This is a genomic window from Micromonospora xinjiangensis, assembly GCF_056150165.1.
In genome coordinates, this window is record NZ_JAXCFO010000001.1 from 1,236,777 (window position 1) to 1,263,510 (window position 26,734).

22 protein-coding genes and 2 pseudogenes are annotated in these 26,734 nt (G+C 74.3%); 17 read left to right on the plus strand and 7 right to left on the minus strand.

Annotated features, from left to right (window positions below):
- Positions 1–87: 87 nt before the first annotated feature.
- The 10 genes from deoC to SM573_RS05945 all read left to right on the plus strand — a co-directional run bounded on the left by deoC (position 88) and on the right by SM573_RS05945 (position 11,752).
- The gene (gene deoC / locus SM573_RS05900) at positions 88–1,047 is read left to right on the plus strand and encodes a deoxyribose-phosphate aldolase (protein WP_474611671.1); all 960 of its coding nucleotides are present in this window, start codon (positions 88–90) and stop codon (positions 1,045–1,047) included.
- A 5-nt stretch (positions 1,048–1,052) separates the two neighbouring features.
- Complete coding sequence (locus SM573_RS05905) at positions 1,053–2,483, plus strand: aldehyde dehydrogenase family protein (protein ID WP_474615636.1); 1,431 nt, start codon at positions 1,053–1,055, stop codon at positions 2,481–2,483.
- Positions 2,476–3,312 carry an aldehyde dehydrogenase family protein gene (locus SM573_RS05910; protein ID WP_474615637.1) on the plus strand — a complete coding sequence of 279 codons (837 nt, stop codon included), beginning with the start codon at positions 2,476–2,478 and terminating at the stop codon, positions 3,310–3,312. Before SM573_RS05905 ends, SM573_RS05910 begins: the two co-directional genes overlap by 8 nt.
- A 222-nt stretch (positions 3,313–3,534) precedes the next feature.
- Positions 3,535–3,990 (plus strand): BlaI/MecI/CopY family transcriptional regulator, encoded by a 456-nt coding sequence (locus tag SM573_RS05915; protein WP_474611668.1) that lies wholly within the window; start codon positions 3,535–3,537, stop codon positions 3,988–3,990.
- 10 nt (positions 3,991–4,000) lie between these two features.
- A complete protein-coding gene (locus SM573_RS05920; protein WP_474611667.1) occupies positions 4,001–4,906 on the plus strand; it encodes a M56 family metallopeptidase in 906 nt (301 codons plus the stop codon).
- 124 nt (positions 4,907–5,030) lie between these two features.
- Positions 5,031–6,278 carry a cytochrome ubiquinol oxidase subunit I gene (locus SM573_RS05925; RefSeq protein ID WP_474615638.1) on the plus strand — a complete coding sequence of 416 codons (1,248 nt, stop codon included), beginning with the start codon at positions 5,031–5,033 and terminating at the stop codon, positions 6,276–6,278.
- A gap of 10 nt (positions 6,279–6,288) precedes the next feature.
- A complete protein-coding gene (locus SM573_RS05930) occupies positions 6,289–7,296 on the plus strand; it encodes a cytochrome d ubiquinol oxidase subunit II (protein WP_474615639.1) in 1,008 nt (335 codons plus the stop codon).
- Positions 7,293–8,972 carry a thiol reductant ABC exporter subunit CydD gene (cydD, locus tag SM573_RS05935; protein WP_474615640.1) on the plus strand — a complete coding sequence of 560 codons (1,680 nt, stop codon included), beginning with the start codon at positions 7,293–7,295 and terminating at the stop codon, positions 8,970–8,972. Before SM573_RS05930 ends, cydD begins: the two co-directional genes overlap by 4 nt.
- A 263-nt stretch (positions 8,973–9,235) precedes the next feature.
- Positions 9,236–11,014 (plus strand): thiol reductant ABC exporter subunit CydC, encoded by a 1,779-nt coding sequence (gene cydC, locus SM573_RS05940; protein ID WP_474615742.1) that lies wholly within the window; start codon positions 9,236–9,238, stop codon positions 11,012–11,014.
- Between the two features lie 69 nt (positions 11,015–11,083).
- Positions 11,084–11,752, plus strand: coding sequence for a permease prefix domain 1-containing protein (locus SM573_RS05945; RefSeq protein ID WP_474611663.1), 669 nt, complete (start codon positions 11,084–11,086; stop codon positions 11,750–11,752).
- A gap of 98 nt (positions 11,753–11,850) precedes the next feature.
- Here SM573_RS05945 and SM573_RS05950 read toward each other — a convergent pair whose 3' ends face one another.
- A complete protein-coding gene (locus SM573_RS05950) occupies positions 11,851–12,183 on the minus strand; it encodes a PadR family transcriptional regulator (RefSeq protein WP_474615641.1) in 333 nt (110 codons plus the stop codon).
- Positions 12,184–12,316: 133 nt separating this feature from the next.
- Here SM573_RS05950 and SM573_RS05955 point away from each other — a divergent pair, with 133 nt between their 5' ends.
- From SM573_RS05955 to SM573_RS05965, 3 genes and pseudogenes are all read left to right on the plus strand, one after another.
- Complete coding sequence (locus SM573_RS05955; RefSeq protein WP_474611661.1) at positions 12,317–13,258, plus strand: PTS glucitol/sorbitol transporter subunit IIA family protein; 942 nt, start codon at positions 12,317–12,319, stop codon at positions 13,256–13,258.
- A 39-nt stretch (positions 13,259–13,297) separates the two neighbouring features.
- A pseudogene (locus SM573_RS05960) lies at positions 13,298–15,095 on the plus strand (transposase); the annotation flags it as partial.
- A 68-nt stretch (positions 15,096–15,163) separates the two neighbouring features.
- A pseudogene (locus tag SM573_RS05965) lies at positions 15,164–15,634 on the plus strand (transposase); the annotation flags it as partial.
- Positions 15,635–15,983: 349 nt separating this feature from the next.
- Here SM573_RS05965 and SM573_RS05970 read toward each other — a convergent pair.
- From SM573_RS05970 to SM573_RS05985, 4 genes are all read right to left on the minus strand, one after another.
- Positions 15,984–16,577, minus strand: a complete 594-nt coding sequence (locus SM573_RS05970; RefSeq protein ID WP_474611660.1) for a GTP-binding protein — start codon at positions 16,575–16,577, stop codon at positions 15,984–15,986.
- A gap of 1 nt (position 16,578) precedes the next feature.
- Complete coding sequence (locus SM573_RS05975; RefSeq protein WP_474611659.1) at positions 16,579–16,956, minus strand: DUF742 domain-containing protein; 378 nt, start codon at positions 16,954–16,956, stop codon at positions 16,579–16,581.
- 95 nt (positions 16,957–17,051) lie between these two features.
- Complete coding sequence (locus SM573_RS05980) at positions 17,052–17,456, minus strand: roadblock/LC7 domain-containing protein (protein ID WP_474611658.1); 405 nt, start codon at positions 17,454–17,456, stop codon at positions 17,052–17,054.
- Positions 17,453–21,109, minus strand: a complete 3,657-nt coding sequence (locus SM573_RS05985; protein WP_474615642.1) for a sensor histidine kinase — start codon at positions 21,107–21,109, stop codon at positions 17,453–17,455. The genes SM573_RS05980 and SM573_RS05985 overlap by 4 nt, the downstream gene beginning before the upstream one ends.
- 193 nt (positions 21,110–21,302) lie before the next feature.
- Between SM573_RS05985 and SM573_RS05990 the strand changes: the two genes are divergently transcribed.
- The gene (locus SM573_RS05990; RefSeq protein ID WP_474611656.1) at positions 21,303–21,932 is read left to right on the plus strand and encodes a uridine kinase family protein; all 630 of its coding nucleotides are present in this window, start codon (positions 21,303–21,305) and stop codon (positions 21,930–21,932) included.
- On the opposite strand, the gene SM573_RS05995 is transcribed toward SM573_RS05990, so the two are convergent.
- Positions 21,908–22,993, minus strand: coding sequence for an adenosine deaminase (locus SM573_RS05995; RefSeq protein WP_474615643.1), 1,086 nt, complete (start codon positions 22,991–22,993; stop codon positions 21,908–21,910). The two genes, SM573_RS05990 and SM573_RS05995, sit on opposite strands and share 25 nt — an antisense overlap.
- Positions 22,994–23,255: 262 nt before the next feature.
- Here SM573_RS05995 and SM573_RS06000 point away from each other — a divergent pair, with 262 nt between their 5' ends.
- Genes SM573_RS06000 through SM573_RS06010 form a run of 3 tightly spaced genes read left to right on the plus strand, consistent with a single transcriptional unit; the run spans position 23,256 to position 25,970 of the window.
- A complete protein-coding gene (locus SM573_RS06000; protein WP_474615644.1) occupies positions 23,256–24,473 on the plus strand; it encodes a sensor histidine kinase in 1,218 nt (405 codons plus the stop codon).
- Positions 24,461–25,105, plus strand: coding sequence for a response regulator transcription factor (locus SM573_RS06005; RefSeq protein WP_474611653.1), 645 nt, complete (start codon positions 24,461–24,463; stop codon positions 25,103–25,105). The genes SM573_RS06000 and SM573_RS06005 overlap by 13 nt, the downstream gene beginning before the upstream one ends.
- Before the next feature lies 1 nt (position 25,106).
- A complete protein-coding gene (locus SM573_RS06010) occupies positions 25,107–25,970 on the plus strand; it encodes a putative RNA methyltransferase (RefSeq protein WP_474615645.1) in 864 nt (287 codons plus the stop codon).
- 7 nt (positions 25,971–25,977) lie between these two features.
- Here the strand turns inward: SM573_RS06010 and SM573_RS06015 are convergent, their stop codons facing one another.
- Positions 25,978–26,658 carry a DUF4272 domain-containing protein gene (locus SM573_RS06015; RefSeq protein WP_474615646.1) on the minus strand — a complete coding sequence of 227 codons (681 nt, stop codon included), beginning with the start codon at positions 26,656–26,658 and terminating at the stop codon, positions 25,978–25,980.
- Between the last annotated feature and the right edge of the window lie 76 nt (positions 26,659–26,734).

The window sequence follows — 26,734 nt, forward strand, 5'->3', positions numbered from 1 at the left end:
GGGTGACGGGGCGACGCCGCTCACCCCGGACGGGCGACGCCCACGTGACCAAGATCACCCACGGGCGGGATGCGTAGACTTCCTGCCATGACGGCGACAGCGACGTCGGCCCGGTCGGACCTCTCCGAGCTGGGACGATCCGAGACCGCTCTGCGGACCTTCCTGCACGGCCTGCCCGGCGTGGACCAGGTCGGCGCGGAGCAGCGGGCGGCACAGCTCGGCACCCGCTCCATCAAGACCACCGCCAAGGCCGAGGCGATCGACCTCGCGATCCGGATGGTCGACCTCACCACCCTGGAGGGCGCGGACACCCCGGGCAAGGTGCGGGCGCTGGCGACGAAGGCGCTGCGCCCCGACCCGGCCGACCCGTCGTGCCCGCACGTGGGCGCCGTCTGCGTCTATCCGGCCATGGTCCCGTACGTCGCCGAGGTGCTGCGCGGATCCCAGGTGCACCTGGCCAGCGTGGCGACGGCCTTCCCGTCCGGGCAGGCGCCGCTGGAGGTCAAGCTCGCCGACACCCGGGCCGCCGTCGCGGCCGGCGCCGACGAGATCGACATGGTGATCAACCGGGGCGCGTTCCTGGCCGGCCGCTACGCCGAGGTCTACGACGAGATCGTCGCCACCAAGGAGGCCTGCGGCGACGCCCACCTCAAGGTGATCCTGGAGACCGGCGAGCTGGCCACCTACGACAACGTCCGGCGCGCCTCCTGGCTCGCGATGCTGGCCGGTGCCGACTTCATCAAGACCTCTACCGGCAAGGTCCCGGTGGCCGCCACCCCGCCGGTGACCCTCGTGATGCTGGAGGCCGTCCGCGACTTCCGCGAGGCCACCGGCCGTCAGGTGGGGGTGAAGCCGGCCGGCGGAATCCGCACCACCAAGGACGCGATCAAGTACCTGGTGATGGTGAACGAGACGGTCGGCCCGGACTGGCTGGACCCGGACTGGTTCCGCTTCGGCGCCTCCAGCCTCCTGAACGACCTGCTGATGCAGCGCACCAAGCTGAAGACCGGCGTCTACGCCGGTCCCGACTACTTCACCCTGGACTGAGCGCGATGTTCGAATACGCCCCCGCCCCCGAGTCCCGCTCGGTGGTGGACATCAAGCCCGCGTACGGGCTTTTCATCGACGGGAAGTTCGTCGAGCCGGCCGACGGCGGCAGCTTCAAGTCGATCAACCCGGCCAGCGAGGAGGTGCTCGCCGAGATCGCCGAGGGCGGCACCGGCGACGTGGACCGGGCGGTCCGCGCGGCCCGGGCGGCGTACGACACGGTGTGGGGCCCGATGCCGGGCCGCGACCGGGCCAAGTACCTGTTCCGGATCGCCCGGATCATCCAGGAGCGCTCCCGCGAGCTGGCGGTGCTGGAGTCCCTGGACAACGGCAAGCCGATCAAGGAGTCCCGGGACGTCGATCTTCCACTGGTCGCCGCCCACTTCTTCTACTACGCCGGCTGGGCCGACAAGCTGGAGCACGCCGGGTTCGGCCCGGCTCCCCGGCCGCTCGGCGTGGCCGCGCAGGTCATCCCGTGGAACTTCCCGCTGCTGATGCTGGCCTGGAAGATCGCGCCGGCGCTGGCCGCCGGCAACACCGTGGTGCTGAAGCCCGCCGAGACGACGCCGCTCACCGCGCTGCTCTTCGCCGAGATCTGCCAGCAGGCCGACCTGCCCCCCGGTGTGGTCAACATCGTCACCGGCGCCGGGGAGACCGGCCGGGCCCTCGTCGAGCACCCGGGCGTGGACAAGGTCGCCTTCACCGGCTCGACCGAGGTCGGCCGGGCGATCGCCCGCTCGGTCGCCGGCACCCGGAAGAAACTGACTCTGGAGCTGGGCGGCAAGGCGGCGAACATCGTCTTCGACGACGCGCCGATCGACCAGGCCGTCGAGGGCATCGTCAACGGCATCTTCTTCAACCAGGGCCACGTCTGCTGCGCCGGTTCCCGCCTGCTCGTGCAGGAGTCGGTCGCCGACCGGGTCCTGGAGTCGCTGAAGCGGCGGATGAGCCAGTTGCGGCTCGGCGACCCGCTGGACAAGAACACCGACATCGGCGCGATCAACTCCGCCGCCCAGCTGGCCCGGATCCGGGAACTCTCCGACGCCGGCTCGGCCGAGGGCGCCGAGCGCTGGTCCGCCCCGTGTGAGCTGCCCGACCGGGGCTTCTGGTTCGCCCCGACCATCTTCACCGGGGTCACCCAGGCGCACCGGATCGCCCGCGAGGAGATCTTCGGGCCTGTCCTGTCGGTGCTCACGTTCCGCACGCCGGCCGAGGCCGTGGAGAAGGCGAACAACACGCCGTACGGGCTGTCGGCCGGGATCTGGACCGACAAGGGCTCCCGGATCCTCTGGATGGCCGACCGGCTGCGCGCCGGCGTCGTCTGGGCCAACACGTTCAACAAGTTCGACCCCACGTCGCCCTTCGGCGGCTACAAGGAGTCGGGCTACGGTCGCGAGGGCGGCCGGCACGGGCTGGAGGCGTACCTCAATGTCTGAGCGGGTCGCGGTACGCAAGACGTACAAGCTCTTCATCGGCGGGAAGTTCCCCCGCAGCGAGTCGGGACGGTCGTATCTCGTGCAGAGCGGTGACGGCACTGTGAATGTGGCACTTGCCTCGCGCAAGGACGCGCGGGACGCCGTGGTCGCCGCCCGCGCCGCTGTGAAGGGGTGGGCCGGGGCGACCGCGTACAACCGGGGTCAGATCCTCTACCGGGTCGCCGAGATGCTGGAGGGCCGCCGCGACCAGTTCGTGGCGCTCGGCGCGTCCGTCGACGAGGTGGACGCGGCGATCGACCGCTGGGTCTGGTACGCGGGCTGGTCCGACAAGCTCGCCCAGGTGTACGGCGGCGCCAACCCCGTCGCGGGCCCGTACTTCAACCTCTCCGCGCCCGAGCCGACCGGTGTGGTGGCCGTGGTCGCCCCGGAGCGGCCGGCGCTGCTCGGGCTGGTCAGCGTGATCGCCCCGGCCATCGTGACCGGCAACACCGTGGTGGCGGCGGCGTCGCCGGCGGAGCCGCTCGCGGCGGTCACCCTGGCCGAGGTGCTGGCCACCTCCGACCTGCCCGGCGGTGTGGTCAACATCCTCACCGGGCGGATCGCCGAGACGGTGCCGACGCTGGCCGCGCACATGGACGTCAACGCCATCGACCTGACCGGCGTGGACGACGCCGACCTGGCGGCGGACCTGGAGGTCAAGGCGGCGGAGAACCTGAAGCGGGTGCTGCGCCCGGCCCCGGCCGACCACGACTGGTTCGCCGACCCGGGCCTGACCCGCATGACCGCGCTGCTGGAGACGAAGACGGTCTGGCACCCGAAGGGCGTGTGAGGGCCGTCCCGGTCGTCCCGCTGCGGGTCCGGTAGCCCCTAGCCCGTCATGATCCGAGCGACGTCCCGGAAGTTGTCGTCTCCCTGCGGGGTCGAGGCCACTACCTCGCGGAAGGTACGGCCTCGCCGCCGCGGCGGGGCCGCCCACCGGGGGGTGCGGCCCGGCGGGGGTCGGTGGGCCGGTCGGAGTGGCTGGGTCTACTACCGGGGGTAGGATTGGTGCGTGACTCGGCTCGGTGATCTCGAACGTGCGGTGATGGACGTGCTGTGGGACTCGGTCCCGAGCACGTCGGACGGCGTGACCGTGCGCGAGGTCGCCGACGCGCTGGCCGGCCGGGAGCTGGCCTACACCACCGTGATGACGGTGCTGGACCGGCTGGCCGGCAAGGGCATGGTGCAGCGCCAACGGGAGGGGCGGGCCTGGCGTTACCGGGCCGCGGCCAGCCGGGAGGCACACATCGCCCAGCTGATGCTCGACGCGCTCGACCTCGGCGGCAGCCGGGACGCGGCACTCGTGCGCTTCGCCCGCTCAGTGACCGGCACCGAGGCCGAGGTGCTGCGCGCGGCGCTCGGGGCCGAGGCGCGGGACGCGGGGCCCGCCGGGTTGACCGACCGGATCGAGGCGCCGACCAGCGGGCGGGTCGACCGCCCGACCTCCGACGAGGCAGCGGACAGGTAGGGCGGCGGCCATGGCGTACGCCCTGCACTTCGCCCTGACGATACTGGCCTGCTGGGTGACCGCCCAGGTGCTGGCCCGCTCGACCTGGCCGTGGCGCAGCCCGCGCGTCGCCATCGTCTGCTGGCAGTCCGTGGGGCTGGCGCTCGGCCTCTCCGCGATGGGCCTGCCGATGTCCCTGGGTCTCAGCGCGTACGACCTGCCGCCGGGCAGCGCGCTGGTCGCGCTCTTCGACGACCTGTTGCACAACCGGCTCCCCGCCGGGGTGAACGTGCTGCACCTGGCCGGTGTGGGCGTCGGCTTCGGCATCGGGGCGGTGCTGCTGACCACGACGGTGCGCAGCATCCACGCCACCCTCCGCGCCCAGCGCCGCCACCGGGACCTGCTGACCCTCGTGGCGCGGGACGACCCGGCCGCGCCCGGCGCGCTGGTGCTCGACCACCCGAGCGCTGCCGCCTACTGCCTGCCCGGCGTGAAGCCGCAGGTGGTGGTGAGCGCCGGCACGCTGAGCCTGCTGGACCGCGCCGAGCTGGCCGCGGTGCTCACCCACGAGCGGGCGCACGCGCAGGAGCGCCACGATCTCGTGCTGTTGCCGTTCACCGCGCTCGGCCGGGCGCTGCCCTGGTTCGGGTGGGTACGCGACGCGCACGAGCGGGTCGCCCTGCTGGTCGAGATGCGGGCCGACGACAAGGCCCGGGAGTTGCACGCCGAGGCCCCGCTGGCCGGCGCGCTGCGGCGGTTCGCCACGGCCGGTCACCGGATCACCCCGGCCGGGGCGCTCGGTCTCGGCGACCGGGACCTGGACGTCCGGGTCCAGCGCCTGCTGGTCGCGGACGAGCCGGCCCGGCTGGTCGGCGCCGTCGCGTTGGCGGTCGCCTCCACACTCGTGGCGCTTCCGATCTCGCTCTTCCTCAACTGATCCGGCACCTACCGGGCTACTACGTCCTGTCGTAATATTTACTACGACAGCACGTAGTAGTGATGTGTAGTGAATCTACGTGTAGGCTCGCTACGACAAGCGAGCCAACCGTTGGAGTGCCGGCATGGACACCCTGCTCCTCGCCCGACTGCAGTTCGCCACCACCACGTCGATCCACTTCCTCTTCGTGATCGTCACGCTCGGCCTGGTCACCCTCCTGGTCGGGCTCCAGACGGCGTGGGTGCTCACGGGCAAACAGAAGTACGAGCGGCTGACCCGGTTCTGGGGGCAGCTCTACGTGATCAACTACGTGCTGGGCATCGCGACCGGCATCGTGATGGAGTTCCAGTTCGGGCTGAACTGGAGCGGCCTCTCCCGTTACGTCGGCAACGTCTTCGGCGCGCCCCTGGCGATCGAGACGCTGGTCGCCTTCTTCCTGGAGTCCACGTTCCTCGGGATGTGGATCTTCGGATGGCACCGGCTCCGGCGTGGGGCGCACCTCGCGCTGCTCTGGGGCGTCGCGCTGACCGCGTACGCGTCGGCGTTCTGGATCATGGTGGCCAACTCCTGGTTGCAGAACCCCGTCGGCTACGAGCTGCGCGACGGCCTGGCGCACCTCACGGACTTCGCCGCGCTGCTCGCCAATCCCAGCCTCGGCATGGCCTTCGGCCACGTCGTCTCCGCGGCGCTGCTGGTCGGCGGGATGCTGATGGCCGCCGTCAGCGCCGGCCACCTCATCCGGCGCACAGCGGACCACGCGCTGCACCGCACCTCGCTGCGGATCGGTCTGGTCACCGCCGCGCTGGCGATCTCGATGGTGCAGGGGTTCGGCTTCGCCCAGTTCGGCCCGGTCGGCGAGGTGCAGCCCACCAAGTTCGGCGCGGGCCCCGACGCGGAGGCCCTGGCCGCCGAGTGGACGACCCGGTTCGGGCCCGGCGACTACACCCCGCCCGTGCTCGCCAACGTCGGGCTCGGCTTCATGATCCTGATCGGCCTCACCCTCGGCGCGCTCTGGCTGCTCCTCCCGCTGCTCTGGCGCGACTGGATCATCCGGCTGCGGTTCCCGCTCTGGCTGATCCTGCTCGCCCTGCCGCTGCCCTTCGTCGCGGCGATCCTCGGCTGGATCGCGCGCGAGGTCGGCCGCCAGCCCTGGGCCGCGTACGGGCTGCTCCCCGTCGACCAGGCCGTCTCGCCGGTCGCCGCGCCCGTGATGCTCGCCTCGCTGATCGGCTTCAGCCTGCTGCTCGGCACGCTCGCCGTCACCAACTGGGTGCTCATGGCGCGGCACGCCGCGCGGGGAGCGCTCGACCCGGCCCTCGGCCGCCCACCGGGGCAGGCGGCCGACCTCCCCTCCGAACCCGCCTTCGCCTGAGGAGCCGACCGTGGAACTCGCCTGGTACGCCCTGCTCGGTCTCTTCTTCGCCAGCTACCTGGTGCTCGGCGGCTACGACTACGGCGTGGGTCTGCTGCTCGCCCGCAGCGCCGAACCCGGCCGCCGTCGCGCCGCGCTCAACGCCGTCGGCCCGTTCTTCCTCGGCAACGAGGTCTGGCTGGTGGCGGCCGTCGGCATCCTGTTCGGCGCCTTCCCGGTGCTCGAGGGCGAGCTGCTCTCCGGGTTCTACCCAGCGGTGCTCGGCGCGCTCGCCGGGGTGATCCTGGTGACCGCCGGTGTGCAGCTGCGCAGCCGCCCGGCCCGCGAACGGGTCCGCGCGCGGTGGGACCGGGTCGTGGTCGTCGGCAGCGTGCTGGCCGCGCTCGGCTGGGGCGCCGTGCTCGCCGGGCTGCTCCAGGGGGTGCCCCTGCACGCCGACGGTCACGTCGTCGGGCTCACCCACCTGTTCACCCCGTTCGCCGCCGCCGCCGGACTGGCCATGGTCGCGCTGGTGGCCGTGCACGGTGCGACGTTCCTCACGCTCCGGCTCCCGGCCGCCGACGCCGCCGGGGTCGGGCGGCTGGCCCGCCGGCTCGTCCCGGTGGCGCTCGCCGCGGTCGGCGCGGCCACCGTCGTCGGTCTCCTCTCCGACCGGGTACGCGCCACCGCACAGCGGCCACTGGTCGGCGTACTGCTGCCGGTCCTGCTGGTCGCGGCGCTGCTCGCGGCCCGCGCGGCGCTCGCCCGGCGGCGACCCGGCCGGGCCTTCGCCGCCACCGCGGTGGCCCTGGCGTTACCGGTGGCGCTGGTCGGCGCGACCCTGTGGCCGTACGTGCTGGTCTCCACGGTCGATCCGGGCGCGTCCCTGACCGTGGCCGACGCCGCCGCGAGCGCGCCCACCCTCCGCCTGCTCGGCTGGCTCGCGCTGCCCCTCGTACCGGCCCTACTAGGCTTTCAACTGATGTGCTGGTGGGTGTTCCGGGGACGGACGGACGGCAGGGCACCGGTGTACTGGTGAACCGCCGCCCCTTCGACCCGCGTCTGCTGCGTCGGGTCCCCGCGGCCCGCCGCGACCTTGCGCTGCTCGCGCTGCTGGGCGTCCTCGCCGCGGGGCTGGTGGTCGCACAGGCGACCGCGCTGGCCGCGCTGCTCGCCACCGCGTTCGACGGTCGGTTGGACCGCCCCGCCCTGGCCGGCTTCGCCGCCACCGTCGGGGCCCGCGCGCTCGTCGTGTGGGCGCAGGGCACGGTGGCCGCCCGGGCGGCCGCGACGGTCAAGGCCGCGCTGCGCGCCGACCTGCTCGCCGCCGTGGGCCGCAACGGGCCCGGCTGGGTCGCCGGGCAGCGCGCCGGTCAGCTCGCCACCCTGGCCGGGCGCGGGCTGGACGCGCTGGACGCGTACTTCACCGGATACCTGCCGCAACTGGTGCTCAGCGTCACCGTCCCGCTGGCCGTGCTCGCCCGGATCGGTCTCGCCGACTGGAGTTCGGCGCTGATCATCGCGCTGACCCTGCCGCTGATCCCGATCTTCGGTGCGCTGCTCGGCTGGCAGGCGCAGGCCGCCACCGAACGCCAGTGGCGGCGGCTGTCCCTGCTCGGCGGGCACTTCCTCGACATGATCGCCGGGCTGCCCACCCTGCGGGCCTTCGGCCGTGCCCGCGCCCAGGTCGGTGTGGTGCGCCGGATGGCCGACGGGCACCGGGTCGCCACCATGCGTACCCTCCGCATCGCCTTCCTCTCCGCCCTGGTGCTGGAGCTGGTCGCCACCCTGTCCGTGGCGCTCGTCGCGGTGCCGGTCGGCATCCGCCTGCTCGGCGGCGGGCTCGCCCTCCAGACCGCGCTGCTGGTGCTGCTGCTCACGCCGGAGGCGTACCTGCCGCTGCGGGCCGCCGGCAGCCGGTTCCACGCCAGCATGGAGGGCCTGACCGCGCTCAACGAGGCGTTCGCCGTGGAGGCCGGCGCGCCCGTGCCACAGGGCGGGCGGGAGGTCCGCCGGGTGCCCGACGGCCGCGGCGAGATCCGGTTCGAGTCGGTGACCGTGGCGTACGAACGCACCACCGCCCTGCGCGACGTCACGCTGACCGTCCGACCGGGCGAGCGGATCGCGGTCATCGGGCCCAGCGGCGCCGGCAAGAGCACCCTGCTCGGGCTGCTGCTCGGCTTCGTCACCCCGACCAGCGGCCGGGTCATCGTCGACGGGGTGGACCTCGCCGACACCGACCTGGACGCCTGGCGCCGCCAGGTCGCCTGGGTGCCGCAGCGCGCCCACCTCTTCGCCGCCTCCGTGGCCGACAACATCCGCCTCGGTGCCCCCGACACCCCGGACGACCGGCTCGCCGCGGCGATCCACGACGCCGCCCTCGACGAGGTGCTCGCCGGCCTGCCCGACGGGCTCGACACCGTGCTGGGCGAGCGCGGGCACGGCCTCTCCAGCGGGCAGCGGCAGCGGGTGGCGCTGGCCCGCGCGTTCCTCCGGGACGCCCCGGTGGTGCTGCTCGACGAGCCGACCGCGCGGCTCGACAGCGCCTCGGAGGCCGTGGTGCTGGCGGCCACCCACCGGTTGGTCGCCGGGCGTACGGCACTGCTGGTCGCGCACCGCCCGGCCCTGCTCTCCGACGCCGACCGGATCCTGCGGGTCGAGGACGGCAGGGTCACCGAGCTGACCCCCGTGCCGACCGGAGAGGCGGCCCCGTGAGCCCCGCACCACGACGCGACCCCGTACCGGACCCGGGCGGCCGGGCCCGCCCGACTCCGACCGGCCCCGACAACACCGCCGACCCTGGCGGCGCGGCGGTGGGCCCCGGCGGCCTCGACGCGGCCGGCGCGGTCGACCCCGGCGGCCTCGACGCAGCGGGTGCGATCGGCCCGCCCGTGGCCGGCGCGGTCCCGCCGGCTCCGGCCGGTGTGGCCGCCGGCTTCGACGTGGCGGGGCCCGCCGCCGTGGACCCGGCCGTCCGGATGCCCGACCCGGCCGACCGGGCGGAGCCGGCCGGGCGCGCCGGCGCGGCGGAGCGGGCGGTGCTGCGGCTGGCCCGGCCGTACCTCGGCCGGCTGGTCGGGGCCGGGCTGCTCGCCGCGGCCACCGAGGCCGCCGGCCTGGCCCTGATGGCGACCGCGACCTGGCTGCTCATGAGCGCCGCCGGCCGGCCGCCGCTGGACCGGCTCACGGTCGCCATCGTCGCCGTCCGCGCGCTCGCGATCAGCCGCGGCGTGTTCCGCTACACGGAACGGCTCGCCGGGCACGACGCGGTGCTCCGACTGATCACCGACGTCCGGGCCCGGGTCTTCGCGACGCTCGCCGCCCGGCGGGCCGCCCCGCCGCGCACCGGCGACGCGCTGAGCCGGCTCGTGTCGGACGTGGAGACCGTCCAGGACCTGCTGCTGCGGGTGTTGGTCCCGGGTGCCGCGGCCACCCTGGTGAGCGTGCTGGCGGTGGGCTGGGCCGCGCTCGTGTCGCCGCCGGCCGCCGCGGTGCTCGCCGTCGGTCTGCTCGTCGCCGGGGTGGGACTGCCCGTACTGGCCACCGCGCTGACGCGCCGCAGCGCGGCCGAGCTGGCGCCGTTGCGCGGCGCGCTCGCCGCCGACGCGATCGACCTGACCCATGGCGCGGCCGACCTCGCCGCGTTCGGGGCCACCGACTCCGCGCTGCGCGCCGCCACCGGCCGCGCCGGGCGGCTGGCCCGGCTGGAACGCCGGCTCGCCGCCGCCGGGTTCGCGGTGGACGCGGCCGGCACGCTGGTTGCCGGGCTCACGGCCGGCGCGGTGGTGTTCGTCGCGCTCGCCGCGGACGTGCCGGGGGTGCTGGTGGGCGTACTGGCCGTGGGGACGCTGAGCGCGGTCGAGATCGCGCTGGCGCTGGTCGGCGCGGCCCGGCAGCGGACCCAGCTCGGCACCGGCCTGACCCGGGTGGCCGCGCTGCTCGGCGACTCCGCCGAGGCCGCGCCCCCGGCCGTCGGCACGACCCCGGAGGCGGGACCGACGGAGGTCCGGCTCGACGCTGTGACGGTCCGCTACCGCAGCGGCGCCGCGCCGGCGCTCGACCGGGTGAGCCTCGACCTGCCGGCGGGCCGGCGGGTCGCGGTGGTCGGGCCCAGCGGGGCCGGCAAGAGCACCCTGGCCGCCGTCCTGACGGGCGCGGTGCGGCCCACCGACGGTGAGGTCACCGTCGGTGGCCGCGACATCGGCACCTACGCCGAGGACGAGCTGCCGCGCGTGGTCGGCGGCCTGCTCGCCGAGGCGTACGTCTTCCACGCCACCGTCCGGGAGAACCTGATGCTCGGCCGGCCCGGTGCGGGCGAGGACGACCTCGCCGACGCCGCGGCCGCGGCCGGGCTCCGCGACTGGGTACGCGCGCAACCGGCCGGCTGGGACACGGTCGTCGGTGAGGAGGGCGGGCAGCTCTCCGGCGGGCAGCGACAGCGGCTCGCCCTGGCCCGGGCCCTGCTCGCGGCGCCGCCGGTGCTGGTGCTCGACGAGCCCACCGAGGGGCTGGACCCCGCGACCGCCGACGCGGTGCTCGCGTCCGCGCTGGCCGCCACACCCGCCGGGCACTCGGTGCTGCTGATCAGTCACCGGCTCACCGGCCTCGCCGAGCTGGACGAGGTCGTCGTGCTCGAGGCCGGGCGGGTGGCGCAGCGCGGGCGGCACGCCGACCTGGTGGCCAGCCCCGGTTGGTACCGGGACCAGTGGCTGCTCCAGGAGGCGGCCGAACGCGGTTACCTGTCGCTGGCCCCGTGACCGCTCTCCGGGTCCAACCAGGGTTTTCCCGGACAACGTGAGCCGCCCCGCCGTGGCAGTGTGGGTCTCATGCCGCGCTGCGACGACGCCCTGATGGAGGACCGCCTGCGAGAGCTGGCCGAGCGGCTGCGCGGGCCGGCCAGGATGAAGGCCGACCTGCTGACGGAGGCGCGGCACGGGCTGCTCGACGCGGCCGAGGCGTACCGCGCGGACGGTCTGCCGGAGACGGAGGCCGAGCGGCGCGCGGTGGCCGAGTTCGGCAGCCCGGCGCAGCTGGTGCCGACCTGGCAGGCGGAGCTGGCGATGGGAGCCCTGCGCGGGCTGTCCCTGCGGGCCCTCGCGGTCGCCTCGACGCTGGTCGCCGCCGGCGATCTCACCTGGCGCGGGGCGAGCTGGACCGGCGGCCGCCCACCCGCCGGTTACCTGCTCCTCTCCGCCTCGGTGAGCGGGCTCTGGGTGGCCGCCCTCGCGCTGTCGGTCGCCGGCTTCCTGCTGGTCGGCCTGGCCGCCCGGTCGGCCCGTCCCGCCCTCACCGTGCTCGCCCGGCTGGTCGGCACCGGGCTCACCGCGTCTCTGGTGCTGGGCGTGCCGGCCGGAGCGGGCCTCTTCGCCTGGTCGGCCCTCCTCTGGGACGCCGCCCTCACCTGGCCGCCGATGATCATCGGTGCGCTGCTGGCGGGTGCGGGCTACCTGTGGGTGGGGCACGCCGCACGCGGCTGGGTGCTCGCCGCCCGCTGACGGCAGCGCCCTCGGGGGCGGGCAGACGCGCGGCGGCCCGGATGGGGTGGCGTGCCCCCCGCTCGCCGGTCGGCGAGGGTGACCGGCGGCCGGCCGGATCAGGCCGGTGCGGTGCCGGGGTCGAGGAACCGCCCCACGGTGGCGCTGAACTCGCGCCAGCCGGCCCGCTCGCCGGCGAGCGCCCGGTTGCCGGCGTCGGTGAGCTGGTACGTCCGCCGCTCGCGTCCGTTGACGGTGCTCCACGTGCTCACCACGTGCCCGGCCCGCTCCAGCCGGCGCAGGGCGGGATAGATGGTGCCGGTCGGCAGGTCGAGAGTGCCGCCGCTGCGCGCGCGCAGCGCCTCGATGATGGCGTAGCCGTGCAGCGCTCCCCCCTCCAGCACCGCCAGCAGCAGGGCGTCGAGGTGTCCGTGCAGCGCCTGGGCCTTCATACGTAGCTACGCTACTTGTCTACGCGCCGGAGCGCCACCGGCGACGACGGACCCACGGGGTGCGGCCACCGGTGTTCCGGAGCGGCCCACTAGGGTATGTGCCCAGAGTCACTCGCCGGCGGAGCGCCGGGGGGTGGGCAGCCCGAAGCACACGGAGGTCAGCGTGGCCCGCCAGTCGCCTCAACGGCCCGACGCCGACGAGCCCGAGCTCGACGACACCGCCGAACCGGCCGAGACGGAGGAGACCGAGGCCGGTCGCCCCGCGGTCGACATCGACCGGTCGCTCTGGGAAGCGGTCCGGATCGACCCGGTGGAGATCGCCCTTCCCGCCGGCACCGGGTTCACACTGCGGGCGTACCGGCCGGCCCGGGAGCTGACCCCGACCGACGTGGCCGAGCGCGACGAGGACGACCCGTTCCTCGCTCGTCGCCAGGTCATCGAGGAGGAGGACGACGACGAGACCGTCGTGATCCTCGACGAGGAGCTGGCCGAGGAGTTCGCCGAGAGCGACAAGGAGGACCAGCTCCGCCGCCGGGAGTCGGACGAGGCCGACACCGACGAGGACGAGGCCGCCGACGAGGCCGGCGACGAGGAGGTGCCGGTCTTCCTCAGCCACAAGGGCCGGCTGCTGCTCTTCAAGTCCCCGGAGTCCCTGGTCAGTTTCATCCGATCCGGCGCGCCCAACGATCTGTCCCAACTGGACAGCTGGGGAGAACTGTCCGAACGGGTGGAACCGGGCGACATCGCCCCGCTGGACGAGGACATCTACGAGCTCGACCTGGTCGTGGAGAACCTCCGCGGCGGGCACGACACGTGGGATCCCACGCTCCTGATCGAGGCCGGCGAGGTCGCGCGTGACATCTCGTACGCCCTGCGGCTACCCGCCGTGCTCGACATGCTCTCCGCCGGCTCCAGCCTCGACGACCTGGACGAGGCGCTGCGGGCCACGGTCAACGGCGGGATCGGCGGTTTCCTCGGTCGCCGCCGGCTCAAGAAAATCGGGGCACAAACCGCAAGTCTCGGTTGGCGCACCATTGTCGGCAAGATCTCTGCGGTCGTGGACTGGCGCGACTGACCCCTCACCGGGGAGCATCAGTCTCTGGCAGAGGAACACCTGTCCCGGGAGGAGGACGACGCCGTGGCGCTCGTGCGCGTGTACTGCGGTCTGGCCTCGGCGGATCCGGCCGACCGACCGGCCTCGGCCGGCTCGACGCTGACGTCCGCTGTGGTCGACGACGCAGGCCGTCTGCTGCATGTCTGCGAGATCGGTGACGACCCGGCTGGCTACGCCCAACTGGTCGCGCTGCTCGTGGAGCGGTCGGGCGGGCCGAGCGGTGCGGCGATCGCCGCCGACAGCGACGACCACACGGTCACGTCGCTGCTCAGCGCCGCCGGGCGCCCGCTCGCCATCGCGGACGACGACTCCGTCGACGACTTCGCCGAGCGGTTCGCCGACGACGACTCGCTGGAGGAGATGCAGTCGCCGCAGGTCGAGCGCCGCGCGGTCGGCCTGGCCCGGGCGCTGCAGGCCGGCGCGCTCTCCGCGGTGACCCTCCCCGCCCCGCGGGACCTCGCCGGCTACAAGCAGGTCCTCTCCGCGCACGCCGCGCTCGCCAGTGGTCGGCACTCCGCCGCCGTGGCGCTGCGCGAGGTGCTCCGCGAGCTCTACCCGGCGGCGCTGCGGGCGTACCCCGACCCGGCCGAGCCGGTGCCGCTGGCCGTGCTGGACGCGCTGCCCGAGCCGGGCATGCTGGGCGGCACCGCCACTCGCGGCCGGGACGCCTCCGTCGCGGCCGACGCCGTCGCCGCGCACCTCGCCGCGGACGGCGTCGCCGACGCGGAGGAGATCGACGAGGCCGTGACCGCGCTGCGGGTGGCCATCTCCGAGACCCCCCGCCGGGCCACCGTGAACCGGGCCCTCACCTCCGCGGTGGCGGAGACGGTCCGGCAGGCGGTCGCCTCGGTCCGGGCCTGCGATGCCGGCTGCGATGCTCTCGTGGGCGCTCTCAACGCCCGCGTCACCACGCCCGCTCCGGCCGCCGGCCGGCGTGCCGCCGCCCGTCGCGGTGAGACGGTGGGCGAGCTGCCCGGGCTGACCGGCAGCACCTCCGGGCTCCGCACGATCCGTCCGGCCACGACCGAGCCCGCCTCGGGTGGCCGCCGCAGTCGTCCCGAGCCGATCTCCGCGGGCAGCCCGTCGCCCGCGCCCCGGCCCCTCACGCCCCCGCCGGTCGCGCCCGAGCCGGTCGCCCCGCCGCCGGTCGCGCCCGAGCCCGTGACCCCCGCCGCGGTGGCCGGTCCCCCGGTCTCCTCCCCGCCCGCGCGACCGGCGGGTCCGGTCGACGCGCCGACGAACCGTCCGGTCTCCTCGCCGCCTCCGCCGCCGCCGGGCATCACTCCGATCGCTCCGGTGCAGCGGGGCAAGGTGCCGCCCGCCGAGGCCGGCGAGCCGTTCCGGCCCACGCTGACGACGGCGGCGATCAACAGTGCCCGGGCCGAGCGGCAGCGCACCGTGATCCCGCCCAGGCCGAAGACCAACGGCGGCGCCGAGCCGCCCACCGGTGGCTTCAGCGTCACCGATTTGAGCGTCCCCGTGCCCGCCCCCCGGCCCGACCAGGAGTCGGCGCCGCCCGGCTCCCGGGCCAACTGGCCGCTCGTCAACAACCCGGAGGACCCGGCCGACAGCTCCGCGAACAACCCGCCCGCCTACTCCTACGGTGGTCGCGGCGTGGACGCGCCGACCGATCCCGGCACGGGCGAGGGGCGGGTGACGCCGCCGTGGCTCGCCGACGACCTGCCCCAGGAACCGCCGATGCTGCGGCTCGTGGAGCCGCCGCCGCTGGCCGATCGCGCACTGCGGGAGAACACCGACCCACAGTTGGAGACGCCCCCGCTGCGGCTGGTCGACGGCCCGGACTCCGGCCGGAATCCGCGCTCCGCGGCCCGCAGCGAGCGCCCGCCGGTGGAGCACCGGCCGCCACCACCGGTCGAACACCGGCCGCCGCCGGTGGCCGAGGAGAGCGGTGACGGTGATCTGCTGATCTTCGCCCAGGCGAAGTCGGCCTGGTTCGTGGGGCACACCGACGACGTCGACCTGGACTGGTCGACGACGGCCGACACCGGCTGGCAGGCAGCCGAGCAGGCCGCCCGCCCCGCGGTGGGCGCGGAAACCAGGGCCGGGCTGCCCAAGCGGGTGCCGCAGGCCAACCTGGTGCCGGGCTCGCCGCTGCGTGAGGAGCGTCCACTGCGGATAGTTCGCGACGCCGCGAGCCTCGCCGAGAACACCACCGGCTACTTCCGCGGTTGGCGCCGCGGCCAGGAGATCGGCGGGTTCGCGGTGGGCGGACGCCCCGGCCGGGAGGCCGCCGGTGGCTGGGACTTCAGCCGCGACCACGGCGACCGCGACGACGACCGGGAGTACGAGTACCGGTCCGCCGGCTACCGCTCCTGACCTTTACCACGAGAGCCCCTGCCCGGGCCCGGCCGAGGCCGGATCGGGGCGGGGGCTCTTCGCTGTGCCGGTGATCGGCGCCGGGTCGGCGATCCGTGTCGGCCGTCGGCGGTGGACACCTGTCGGGTCCACAGCGGACGCGCGGGCGCGCCTGGGGGGATGGCGGCAGGATCGCCGGGACGGTGCGGTGTCCACGCCAGACGGCACCCGGATCCGCACAGAGGCGGCAGACGAGATCGCACTACTTCAGGGAAGTTCCCGCCTCACCTGATCCTTCGGCCACTGTGGACCGGGCAGCGACGAGCGCCCGGTGCGGTCGGGACCGCACCGGGCGCGTGGCAGCTGTCGGTCAGGCCGGCGCGACCGCGCGGGAGCGACGCATCGTGAGCACGTACTCGACCAGGGAGATCAGCACGTGCTTCGTCGACTCCCGGTTACGGGCGTCGCAGGCCACCACCGGCACGTCGCTAGAGATCGCCAGCGCCTCGCGGACGTCCTGCGGGTCGTGGTACTGCATCCCGTCGAAGCAGTTGATGGCCACCAGGTACGGCAGCCGCCGGTGCTCGAAGAAATCGATCGCCGCGAAGCAGTCGGCCAGCCGGCGGGTATCCACCAGCACGACGGCGCCGATCGCGCCGCGCACCAGCTCGTCCCACATGAACCAGAACCGCGTCTGACCCGGCGTACCGAACAGGTACAGGATCAGGTCCCGGTCGATGGTGATACGGCCGAAGTCCATGGCCACGGTGGTCGTCGCCTTGCCCGGCACCTGCCGGGTGTCGTCGACGCCCACGCCGGCGGAGGTCATGATCGCCTCCGTGGTCAGCGGCGTGATCTCCGAGACCGAGCCGACCAGCGTCGTCTTGCCGACGCCGAAACCACCGGCGATAACGATCTTCGCCGACGTCACGCGCCCGCTCGGCGTCGGCGGGCGGTGCGACATGTCAGAGCCTGCGAAGTCCACTCAGCACCCTCTCCAGCAGTTCAGTGCCCACCGCGTCGTCCGAGTCGTCCAGGATGGTCGGCTCGTGGACCGCGACCAGGCCGTCCGTCGCCATGTCGGCGATGAGCACCCGGGCCACACCGAGCGGGAGCTGCATCCGCGCCGCGATCTCGGCGAGCGACTGCACGCGTCCGTCACACAGCGCGGCGATGTACTGGTGCTCGCGGCCCTGGCCGCCACTGCCGTTCGCAGCGGCCCGGCCGCGCACCGTCGTCTCGACCAGCGCCTCCAGCGCGATGTCGAGTCGGGGCCGGGTACGACCACGGGTCACGGCGTAGGGACGGACCAATGCTCCGGTCGGTTCGTCACGATCGGCCATGTCGCCGCTCACCTCCTTCGTACCCGGCACCGGCTCCACGCGGTGGAGCCGCACTTGTCGTCGTTGCTGCCCCGCCGACGTCGGTCAGCAGAGCGTCAGCCCAACATTCCCGCAGCCGCTCGCGGCGCCGGGGTGAGCGCGTCACCCACCCGGTCGACGAGCAACGCCATTTCGTAGCCGACCTGGCCCACGTCGGAGCTGCGGGCGGCCAGGACCGCGAAGGACGAGCCGTCCGAGATGGACATCAGGAACAGGAAGCCATTGTCCATCTCCACGACTGTCTGCAGCACCGCGCCTCCCTCGAAGCAACGGGCCGCACCCTGGGTCAGGCTGACCAGGCCGGAGGCGATCGCCGCCAGCTGGTCGGCCCGGTCCCGCGGGAGATCCCGTGACGCCGCCAGGAGCAGGCCGTCCGCCGAGACGGCGACCGCGTGCGCGACCCCCGGCACCCGGTCGGCGAAGTTGGCGAGCAGCCAACCGAGATCCTGCGTACTAGTCATCGTTCTTGCTCCTTCTGCCCGCTCCCGGCCACAGGGCCTGAGTCAGACTGCGAGGATTGCTGCCCTCCCGGAGTCGCCTCCGGGCTGGTCGGGTTGCTCTCCGAGGGGTTGGTGCGACCGCGCTGCACGCCTCGGTGGTACGCCGAGAGCAGGCCGCGGACGCCCTCGGGCGTACGCCGCTGGACGGACGTGGAGGGCTTCTCCACCGCGCCCGGCACCAGCTGCGCCATCGGGGTGCGCTTCGGCAGCCCCGTCGGCGTGGTCGCCCGTACCGGGACCTCGCTGGCCGCCGTGGCGGCCCGCCACCCGTCGTCGGCGGCGGTCTGCCAACCGTTGGTCTGCTGCGAAGGCCGGCGGGTGGGCAGGCTCTCGGCGCCGTTGGGGTTGCCCCCGCTCACGCTCGGCCCGCTCTCCCACGCCGCCCCCGCGGCCGTCGGAGTGTCTGCCATCGGTGCGTTACCTGTCGTCCCGGGTGGTGTCTTCTGGACGGCCTGACCGGTGGCGTCGACCGCGGCGAACTGCTGGGTCGCCGCACCGTTCGTCGTCGCCGCCGGCCGTGCGGCAGCGGCCGCCTCCTCCGGCCCCGGCCGGCGCGTGCGGAACCAGGCCGACTCGAGCTCCCGGAAGATCGGCAGCTCCATCGTCTCGTCCGCGTACCGCTGCTGGGTCTGGGCCTGAGGGGCCGGCGCGGGCCGGCTGGGCGTCTGCGGCGCGGCGGGGGGCGGCGTCGGCCCGGCGGCCGGCTGACCCTCCGGCCGCGACACGCGCGGCAGCTCGGTGGTCATGTCCAGCGCCGCGGCGAGGCGCTCGGGCACCGGCGGGGTGGCCGCGTCGCGCTCCGTGCCGGCGACCGGCGGCCAGGCGGGCGGCGCCGAGGCACTCGTCGTCGGGCGGGACGGCAGCGGGGTGGCCGACTCCGGCTGCCCGGTGGCCGGCGGGGCCGAGTACGGCTGGCCGACGGCCGGCGGGGCGGAGTACGGCTGGCCGACCGCCGGCGGGGCCGAGTAGGGCCGGGCGCCGGCCGGCGGGGCCGAGTACGGCTGACCCGAGACGGGCGGCGCCGAGTACGGCTGCGCCGAGACCGGCGAGCCGGCGTACGGCGACGCGGACGTCGGCGGACCCGCGTAGGGCGAGGCCGAGGTGGGTGCGCCCGCGTAGGGCGAGGCCGAGACCGGCGGGCTCGAGTAGGGCTGCGCGGAGACCGGCGAGCCGGACACCGGGCCGCCCGAGGTCGGCGGCGCGGAGACGGGCGGCGGCGAGTAGGGGGCCTCCGGGCTGCTCGGCAGCTGCCGCGGGATGGCGGGCTGCTGGCCGTTGGCCATGTCGCCTTCGTCACCGGACCGCCGCTGCGGCAGGGGATCGATCGGCTGCCCGTTGGCGGGGCGCGGCGTGAAGGGGCTGACACCGTTCGTCCCCGCGGCGCCGGTGAGGTCCGACCAGGCAGGCATGCCCCGCGTCGGCCCGGTCAACGCCGAGTCGTCGGCGCCGTTGCGCGTCGTCGGGTCGAACGGTCGACCGCCCAGGGTCACCTGGTTGCCGGACTCGCTCTGCCGCATGCCGAGCGCCGGCAGCGCGCCGAAGGCCGGCACCGGACCCGCGCCCGGCCCGGCCGCCGGCGGGGCGCCCGCCGTGGCGGGCAGCGCCGCGGGCTGCTGGACGCGGCCGGAGAGGGCACGCGGCACCAGGACCGAGGTGGGGAGCGTGACATCCGCCACGGTGCCCCGCTGGGAGCCGGGGCGCAGCTCCACGCGCACGCCGTGCCGGGACGCCAGCCGGGCGACCACGACCAGGCCCATCATCCGGGAGACGGCCACGTCCACCTGCGGCGGCGTGGCGAGCCGCTCGTTCAGCTCCGCCAGCTGGTCGGCGCTGATGCCGATGCCCCGGTCCTCGACGTAGAGCGAGGCGCGGTCACCGACGCGGCGGGCCTCGACCATCACCTGGGAGTCCGGCGGCGAGAACGCGGTGGCGTTGTCGAACAGCTCGGCGACGAGGTGCACCAGGTCGTTGACGGCGTGCGAGGCGATCTCGATGTCCCGGTCGATGACGCCGAACTCGATCCGGGTGTAGTGCTCGACCTCGGACTGGGCGGCTCGGAGCACGTCGATCAGGGCGGCCGGCTCCCGCTGGACACGGGTGGAGTCGGCGCCCGCGAGCACCAGCAGGTTCTCGTCGTTGCGGCGCATCCGGGTCGCGAGGTGGTCGAGCTGGAACAGCTCGGCCAGGCGGTCCGGGTCCTCCTCGCCGCGCTCCAGCCGGTCGAGGTGACCGATCAGGCGGTCGACCAGGATCTGTGACCGGCGGGCCAGGTTGACGAACATCGTCGCGACGGAGGCACGCAGTGCCGCCTGCTCGGCGGCGGTGCGGACGGCCTCCAGGTGGACGGCGTTGAACGCCTCGGTCACCTGGCCGAACTCGTCCTTGCTGCGCACCGGCAGCGGCTCGGCGATCTGGTTGGCCAGCTGCGCCGGGGTGAGCTGGCCGGTGACCTGCGGATCACGCAGGCGGGCCACGGCCTGCGGCAGGCCGTACTGGGCCACCGCGAGGGCACCCTGCCGCAGCTCGCGCAGCGACCGGGCCATCGAGCGGGCGACCAGGTAGGCGAAGAGGATGGCGAGCAACAGCATGCTCAGCAGCAGGCCGGTCTCCAGGAAGACCTGCCGCTGCACGTCGGAGCGGATCTCCTCCGCCATGCCGACGGCGTCCCGGTCGAGCTTCGTCTCGACGGTCCGGATCAGCTTCGCGTTGGCCACCATCGCCGCGTCCCACTGGTCGGGCCCGAACGGCGCGTTCTTCATGTCACCGGTGTTGTTGCTGTTCATCCAGCCGATGTACTGCTCGGCCTGGCGCCGGTCACCGCCGGCGATGGTCTGGTCGTGGAACCGGATCTCGTCCTCGGTGGCCACGGCCTTGAAGCTCTGGACCGCCTGCTCCTCGCCGGTGCCACTGGCGATGTACTGGGTGCGCAGGTTCGGGCTCAGCCGCTCCTGCGCCAACGCCTGGTGCACCACGATCCGGCGTACGGAGAGGAACTCCTTCTCCCGCGCCACCGCGGCGGCGGCCCGCATCCGGTCGCTCAGGTCGTTGTCACCGGCCAGCTGGGTGGCCGAGTCGCGGATGGCGAGCAGCTGGGTGATCAGGCCCTCGTACTCCTGGGCCGCGTCGGTCGGTCGCAGCTTGCCGTTGTAGACCTGGCTGCGGACACCCGGGAGGTCGGTCAGGGTCTGGTCGATGGCGTCGAGCAGCCCTTCCAGGCTGTTCGGGAGGTCGCTGATCGTCGCGCGCTGCCGCAGGTAGGGGTTCTTCGACTGGTCCACCCGGGTGTTGACCCGGTTGTACGCCTCCTGGTACTGCGCTCTCGCCTGGCCGGGAGGGGACACCAGCAGCAGGACGGCGGTGGTGCGCTCGTCCTGGAGGGTGTCGATCAGGTCACCGGAGTAGCCGGAGAGGTTGGCCAGGTCGCCCGCCCGGTTGGCATTGTTGAGTGTCTCCAGGTGATTGACCAGGCCGTTGGTGCCCACCACGACTGTGGCGATGGTCGGCACGATCATGATGAGACCGAGCTTGGACCAGATCGGCATGTCCCGGAGCCGGCTGGCCGGCTGGCGCAGCCGCGACAGGAAGGAGCCCGCCGTCTTTGGCCGTTTGCTCACGTCACCGCCCTCGTGAATGCAGCTTCCGCGCGTTGCCCCGGGCAACGCCCAGCGACCGACCCGGCGGGTCGGACCCCCGAGATTCCATCACGCCGCCCGGCAAGAAGAAAGCCCAGGTTGGCCGCCGCCGATGGTGTGATGAGATGTTGAAGCGTTTTGATAGCAGTCCGTCTGGCCGGAGTTACTGAAGGTAATGGATCATCCCCACCGCGTCGTCCTGCTCGCCGGCCCCTCGGGCTCCGGAAAGTCGTACATAGCTGAGCGAACCGGTCTTCCGGTGCTCTGCCTGGACGACTTTTACAAGGACGGTGATGACCCTACGTTGCCGCGACGAGACGGCCAGGTGGACTGGGAGTCGCCCCTGTCCTGGGATGCCGAAGCGGCGGTGGAAACGATTGCCCGGTTGGCCCGGGAGGGTCGGGCAGAAGTGCCCGTTTATGCGATCGGCGCCGATCGACGAGTGGCCACCCGGACATTCGATCTGGCCGGATCGCCACTTTTTGTCGCCGAAGGGATTTTCGCCGCCGACATTGTCGCGGAATGCCGCCGACGGGGAGTGCTCGCCGGGGCGTACGCGCTTCGCCGCCCCCGCGGCGCGACCTTCCTCCGCCGCCTCGCCCGCGACCTGTCGGAACAGCGCAAGGCACCCCGGATCCTGCTCCAGCGGGGCGTGGCCCTGCTCCGCGCCGAACCGGCGGTGCTGCGCCGGCAGACCGGGCTGGGCGCCGAGGCGGCCCGCGGCCGGGAGGTCCTGCACCGGGTGGCCGTGCTGCTCGCCGGCCACCCCCACCGGACCTCTCAGCCCCGCAGCAGCGGCTCGTAGGCCGGCTTGATCACCTCGTCGATGATCCGCAGCCGCTCGTCGAACGGGATGAAGGCGCTCTTCATCGCGTTGATCGTGAACCAGCGCAGCTCGGCCCAGCCGTAACCGAACGCGTCCACCAGCAGCGCCATCTCCCGGGACATCGAGGTGCCGCTCATCAGGCGGTTGTCCGTGTTGACCGTCACCCGGAAGCGGAGATCGCGCAGCAGGCCGATCGGGTGCTCGGCGATCGACGCGGCCGCGCCGGTCTGCACGTTCGACGACGGGCAGAGCTCCAGCGGGATCCGCTTGTCCCGGACGTACGCGGCCAACCGGCCGAGGACGGGCTCCGACCCGTCGGAGGCGATGTCGTCGACGATCCGCACCCCGTGGCCGAGCCGGTCCGCGCCGCACCACTGGATCGCCTGCCAGATCGACGGCAGACCGAACGCCTCCCCGGCGTGGATGGTGAAGTGGAAGTTCTCCCGCTGGAGGTACTCGAAGGCGTCCAGGTGCCGGGTGGGTGGGAACCCCGCCTCCGCGCCGGCGATGTCGAAGCCGACCACGCCCACGTCCCGGTGCCGGACGGCCAGCTCGGCGATCTCCTGCGAGCGGGCGGCGTGCCGCATCGCGGTGAGCAGGGTGCCCACCCGGATCGGCGTGCCGGCCGCGGCCGCCTCGCTGCTGCCCTCGGCGAAGCCGGCGAGCACCGCCTGCACCACCTCGTCGAGGGTCAGGTCCCGCTCCAGGTGCTGCTCGGGCGCGAAGCGCACCTCGGCGTAGACCACCCCGTCGGCGGCCAGGTCGAGCGCGCACTCCCGGGCGACCCGCCGCAGGGCGGGCGCGGTCTGCATCACGGCGACGGTGTGCGCGAACGTCTCCAGGTAACGCTCCAGCGAACCGGAGTCGGCGGACTCCGCGAACCAGCGCCCGAGGGCGTCCGGGTCGGTGCTGGGCAGCTCGTGCCCCACCTCCGCGGCCAGCTCCACGATCGTCGCCGGGCGCAGGCCGCCGTCGAGGTGGTCGTGCAGCAACGCCTTCGGGACCTTGACGATGTCCTCGTACCGGATAGTCGCGACCATGCCCAGACCCTAGTCAGCCGCCGACCACGCCGCAGAGCCACCGGGCGGCGAGTCCCGCAGGTGGTGCCAGCACCACCATGAGGTCTCGTGCGAGCACCATCGAAGTGCCGCCGGGAGCGGCCTACCGTCGGGACATCGGCACAGTAGGCCGACGGCGCTCGCGGAGGCGGCGATGGAGACGACGGCGGTGACGGGGCTCGGTGGCCCGGCGATGACTTCCCGGCCCACCGCCGCGGCCGGGAACGGCGGGGAGAATGAACCGGTGAGCCTCGCGCGCCAGGCGATACGGGACCTGCGCCACCTGGTGGCGGCGGTGCCGGTCGCGCTGGCCGGCGGATTGCTCGGCGTCGCCACCGTGGTCGCCGCCACGATGAGCCTGCTCGGCATCGGGCTGCCGTTGCTCGACTGGGCGGTGACCCGCTCCCGGTCGCTCCTCGACCGGCAGCGCCGGCGGGTGCCGGGCGAGCCGGTACCGTCCCCGTACCGTCCCGCCAGCGGACCGTTCCTCCTCCGCCTGCCGGTGCTGCTCACCGATCCCGCCTCCTACCGGGACCTCGTGTTCCAGTTCGCCCACCTCCCGCTGAGCCTGGCCGGGGTGCTGCTACCGGTGGCGTTCTGGCTGGGCGCGGCGCAGGGGGTGGCCATGCCCGTCCTGCACGAGGTCCGACCCAGCCTGATCGGCGCCTACCTGGGGATTCCGGTCGGGTCCCCCCGCGACGCCTGGCTCGTCACCCTCGCCGGGCTGATCGTGGCGACCGGCGCGTACTGGCTGCCGCGCGGCCTCGTGCACCTGGAGGGCCGGCTGACCCGGGCGCTGCTGGGGCCGACCGCCCGCGCGGCGCTGACCGAGCGCGTGCAGGAGCTCGCCGGCACCCGGGCACAGACGGTCGACGCCCAGGCCGCCGAGCTGCGCCGCATCGAGCGGGACCTCCACGACGGCGCGCAGGCCCGACTCGTGGCGGTGGCCATGAACCTCGGCCTCGCGGAGCAGCTCATCGCGCACGACCCCGAGTCGGCCCGCGACCTGGTCGCCGAGGCACGGTCGGCCGCCGGCACCGCCCTGGCCGAGCTGCGCGACGTCGTACGCGGCATCCACCCGCCGGTGCTCGCCGACCGGGGTCTCGCGGGCGGGGTGGCGGCGCTCGCCCTCGGCGCCCCGGTGCCGGTCACCTCGGAGGTCGACCTGCCCGAGCGGCTGGCGCCCCCGCTGGAGTCGGCGCTCTACTTCACGGTGGCCGAGCTGATCACCAACGCCGCCCGGCACAGCGGGGCGACCCGGGTCGAGGTGAGACTGTGGCGGGACGGCGGAGCGGTCCGGCTCGTCGTCCGGGACGACGGGCACGGCGGCGCCGACCCGGACCGGGGCAGCGGTCTCGCCGGCATCCGCCGCCGGCTCGCGGCCTTCGACGGCCGGGTGCGGATCGACTCGCCGGAGGGTGGGCCTACCGTGGTCGACGTGGAGCTGCCATGCGGATCGTGATCGCGGAGGATCTCGTGCTGCTCCGCGACGGCCTGATCCGCCTCCTCACCGCGTACGGCGACGAGGTGGTGGCCGCCGTGGAGACCGGCGACGACCTGCTCGCGGCCCTGCTGGAGCACCGCCCGGACGTGGCGGTGGTGGACGTGCGGCTGCCGCCCGGGCACACCGACGAGGGGCTGCGCGCCGCGCTGGCCGCCCGGGACCGGCTACCCGGCCTGCCGGTGCTCGTCCTCTCCCAGTACGTAGAGCAGCTCTACGCGCGGGAGCTGCTCTCCGACGGCGCCGGTGCGGTCGGCTACCTGCTGAAGGACCGGGTGGCCGATGTGACCCAGTTCGTCGAGGCCGTGCACCGGGTGGCCGGCGGCGGGACGGCGATGGACCCGGAGGTGATCGCGCAGCTGCTGGCACGGCCGGCCCGGGCCGCACCGCTGCGCCGGCTGACCCCCCGGGAGCACGAGGTGCTGACACTGATGGCGGAGGGGCGCGCGAACGGTGCCATCGCCCAACGGCTGACGATCACCGAGAAGGCGGTCAGCAAACACATCAACTCGATCTTCGCAAAGCTGGACCTGCACGACTGCGACGACGACCACCGCCGGGTCCGCGCGGTGCTGACCTATCTGGACGCCTGACATGCACCCCCGCATCCTCGACCGGCTTCGCTGCCCGGTGTGCGGCGAACCGCTGGCCGAGTCCGAGGCCGGCACGGCCCGCACGCTGCGCTGCCCGCGACGGCACAGCTTCGACGTGGCCCGACAGGGATACGTCAACCTGGTCGCCGGGCGCGCACCGCACCCCGGTGACAGCACCGAGATGGTCGCCGCCCGGGCCGATTTCCTGGCCGCCGGCCACTACGACCTGATCTCCGGGGCGCTCGCCGACGCGGCGCGGGCCGCGATCGGGCCGACCGCCGGGGCGTACCCCCTGGTAGTGGACGCCGGCGCCGGGACGGGCCGGCACCTCGCGGCGGTGCTGGACGCGCTGCCGCAGGCCCTCGGCCTGGCGCTGGACGTGTCGAAGCCGGCGCTGCGACGGGCCGCCCGGGCGCACTCGAGAGCGGCCGCCGCGCTGGCCGACACCTGGCAGCGGCTGCCGCTCGCCGACGGCGCCGCCGCCCTGCTGCTGAACGTGTTCGCACCGCGCAACGGCGCGGAGTTCTCCCGGGTGCTGGCCCCGGGCGGGGCGCTGCTCGTGGTGACGCCGGCCGACGACCACCTGGCAGAGCTGGTCGGCCCGCTCGGGCTGCTGCGGGTCGACCCCGCGAAGGAGGAGCGGGTGGCCGGCAGCCTGGGCGGGCACTTCGCGCGGGGGCGCGTCGCCGTGCACCGCCGCGAGCTGGCGTTGACCCGGCCGGAGGTGGCGACGCTGGTCGGCATGGGGCCCAGCGCCTGGCACACCGACCCGGCGGGGCTGGCGGCGCGGATCGCCGCGCTGGCCGAACCGGTCCGGGTCACCGCGGCCGTCCGGCTCGCCGTGTGGCTCCCGGCGCCGCGCTGACCGCCGCTCAGGTGGAGAGGTCGACCTCTTCCCAGCCCGGCGGCTCGTCGTGGTACGGCCCGCGCAGGATCACCGCCCACTCCAATGCCCACCGTCGCTGGCCGATGGCGTTCGCGTCGACCAGCCCGGGCGGCGTCCCGCCGTGCCGTTCCAGCTCCAGGTACGCCCAGTCCAGGCAGTAGTGCAGGTCGAGCAGGGCGGCCGCGTCGGCGGGGTGCTGCGGCGCGGCGAGGATCCGGGACCGCCACTGGGCGAAGGTCTCCCCGCGGGCGATGTCCGGCATCCGCTCGACCAGCCGCTCGTCCACGGGCAGCGTCGGGTCGAGCAGCTTCGTCAGGCCGAGCACCCAGGCCAACGAGAACAGCGCGTCGTGGTGCAGCACGAACGAGCGGTGGTCACCCTTGCTGCCGGTGACGAACTGCCACTCGGGCGGGGTCACCATCTCCACGAGATGCGAGGCGAGCAGCCAGCTCATCGCGGCCTGCGGCGGCATCCCGAAACAGCGGGCGAGGATGAGGTGCAGCACGGCGATCCGCGCCTCGATCTCCGCAATGGGCCTCAGCTCGATCTGGTCTCCCGGCTCCCACACGAGCGGGAACTGCGGCGGCGGCAGTGGCAGGCCCAGCCGGGACAGCTCGTCCAGGCTCGCCTCGCGCACCTCACGTGGGTCGGGGGCAGGTACGGTCACGGCGTTTCCCTTGCTCGCGGCGGCCAGGCGCCGGTGGTCCCCCCTGGCCAGGGAGGATAGCGCTCCACCGGGTTGC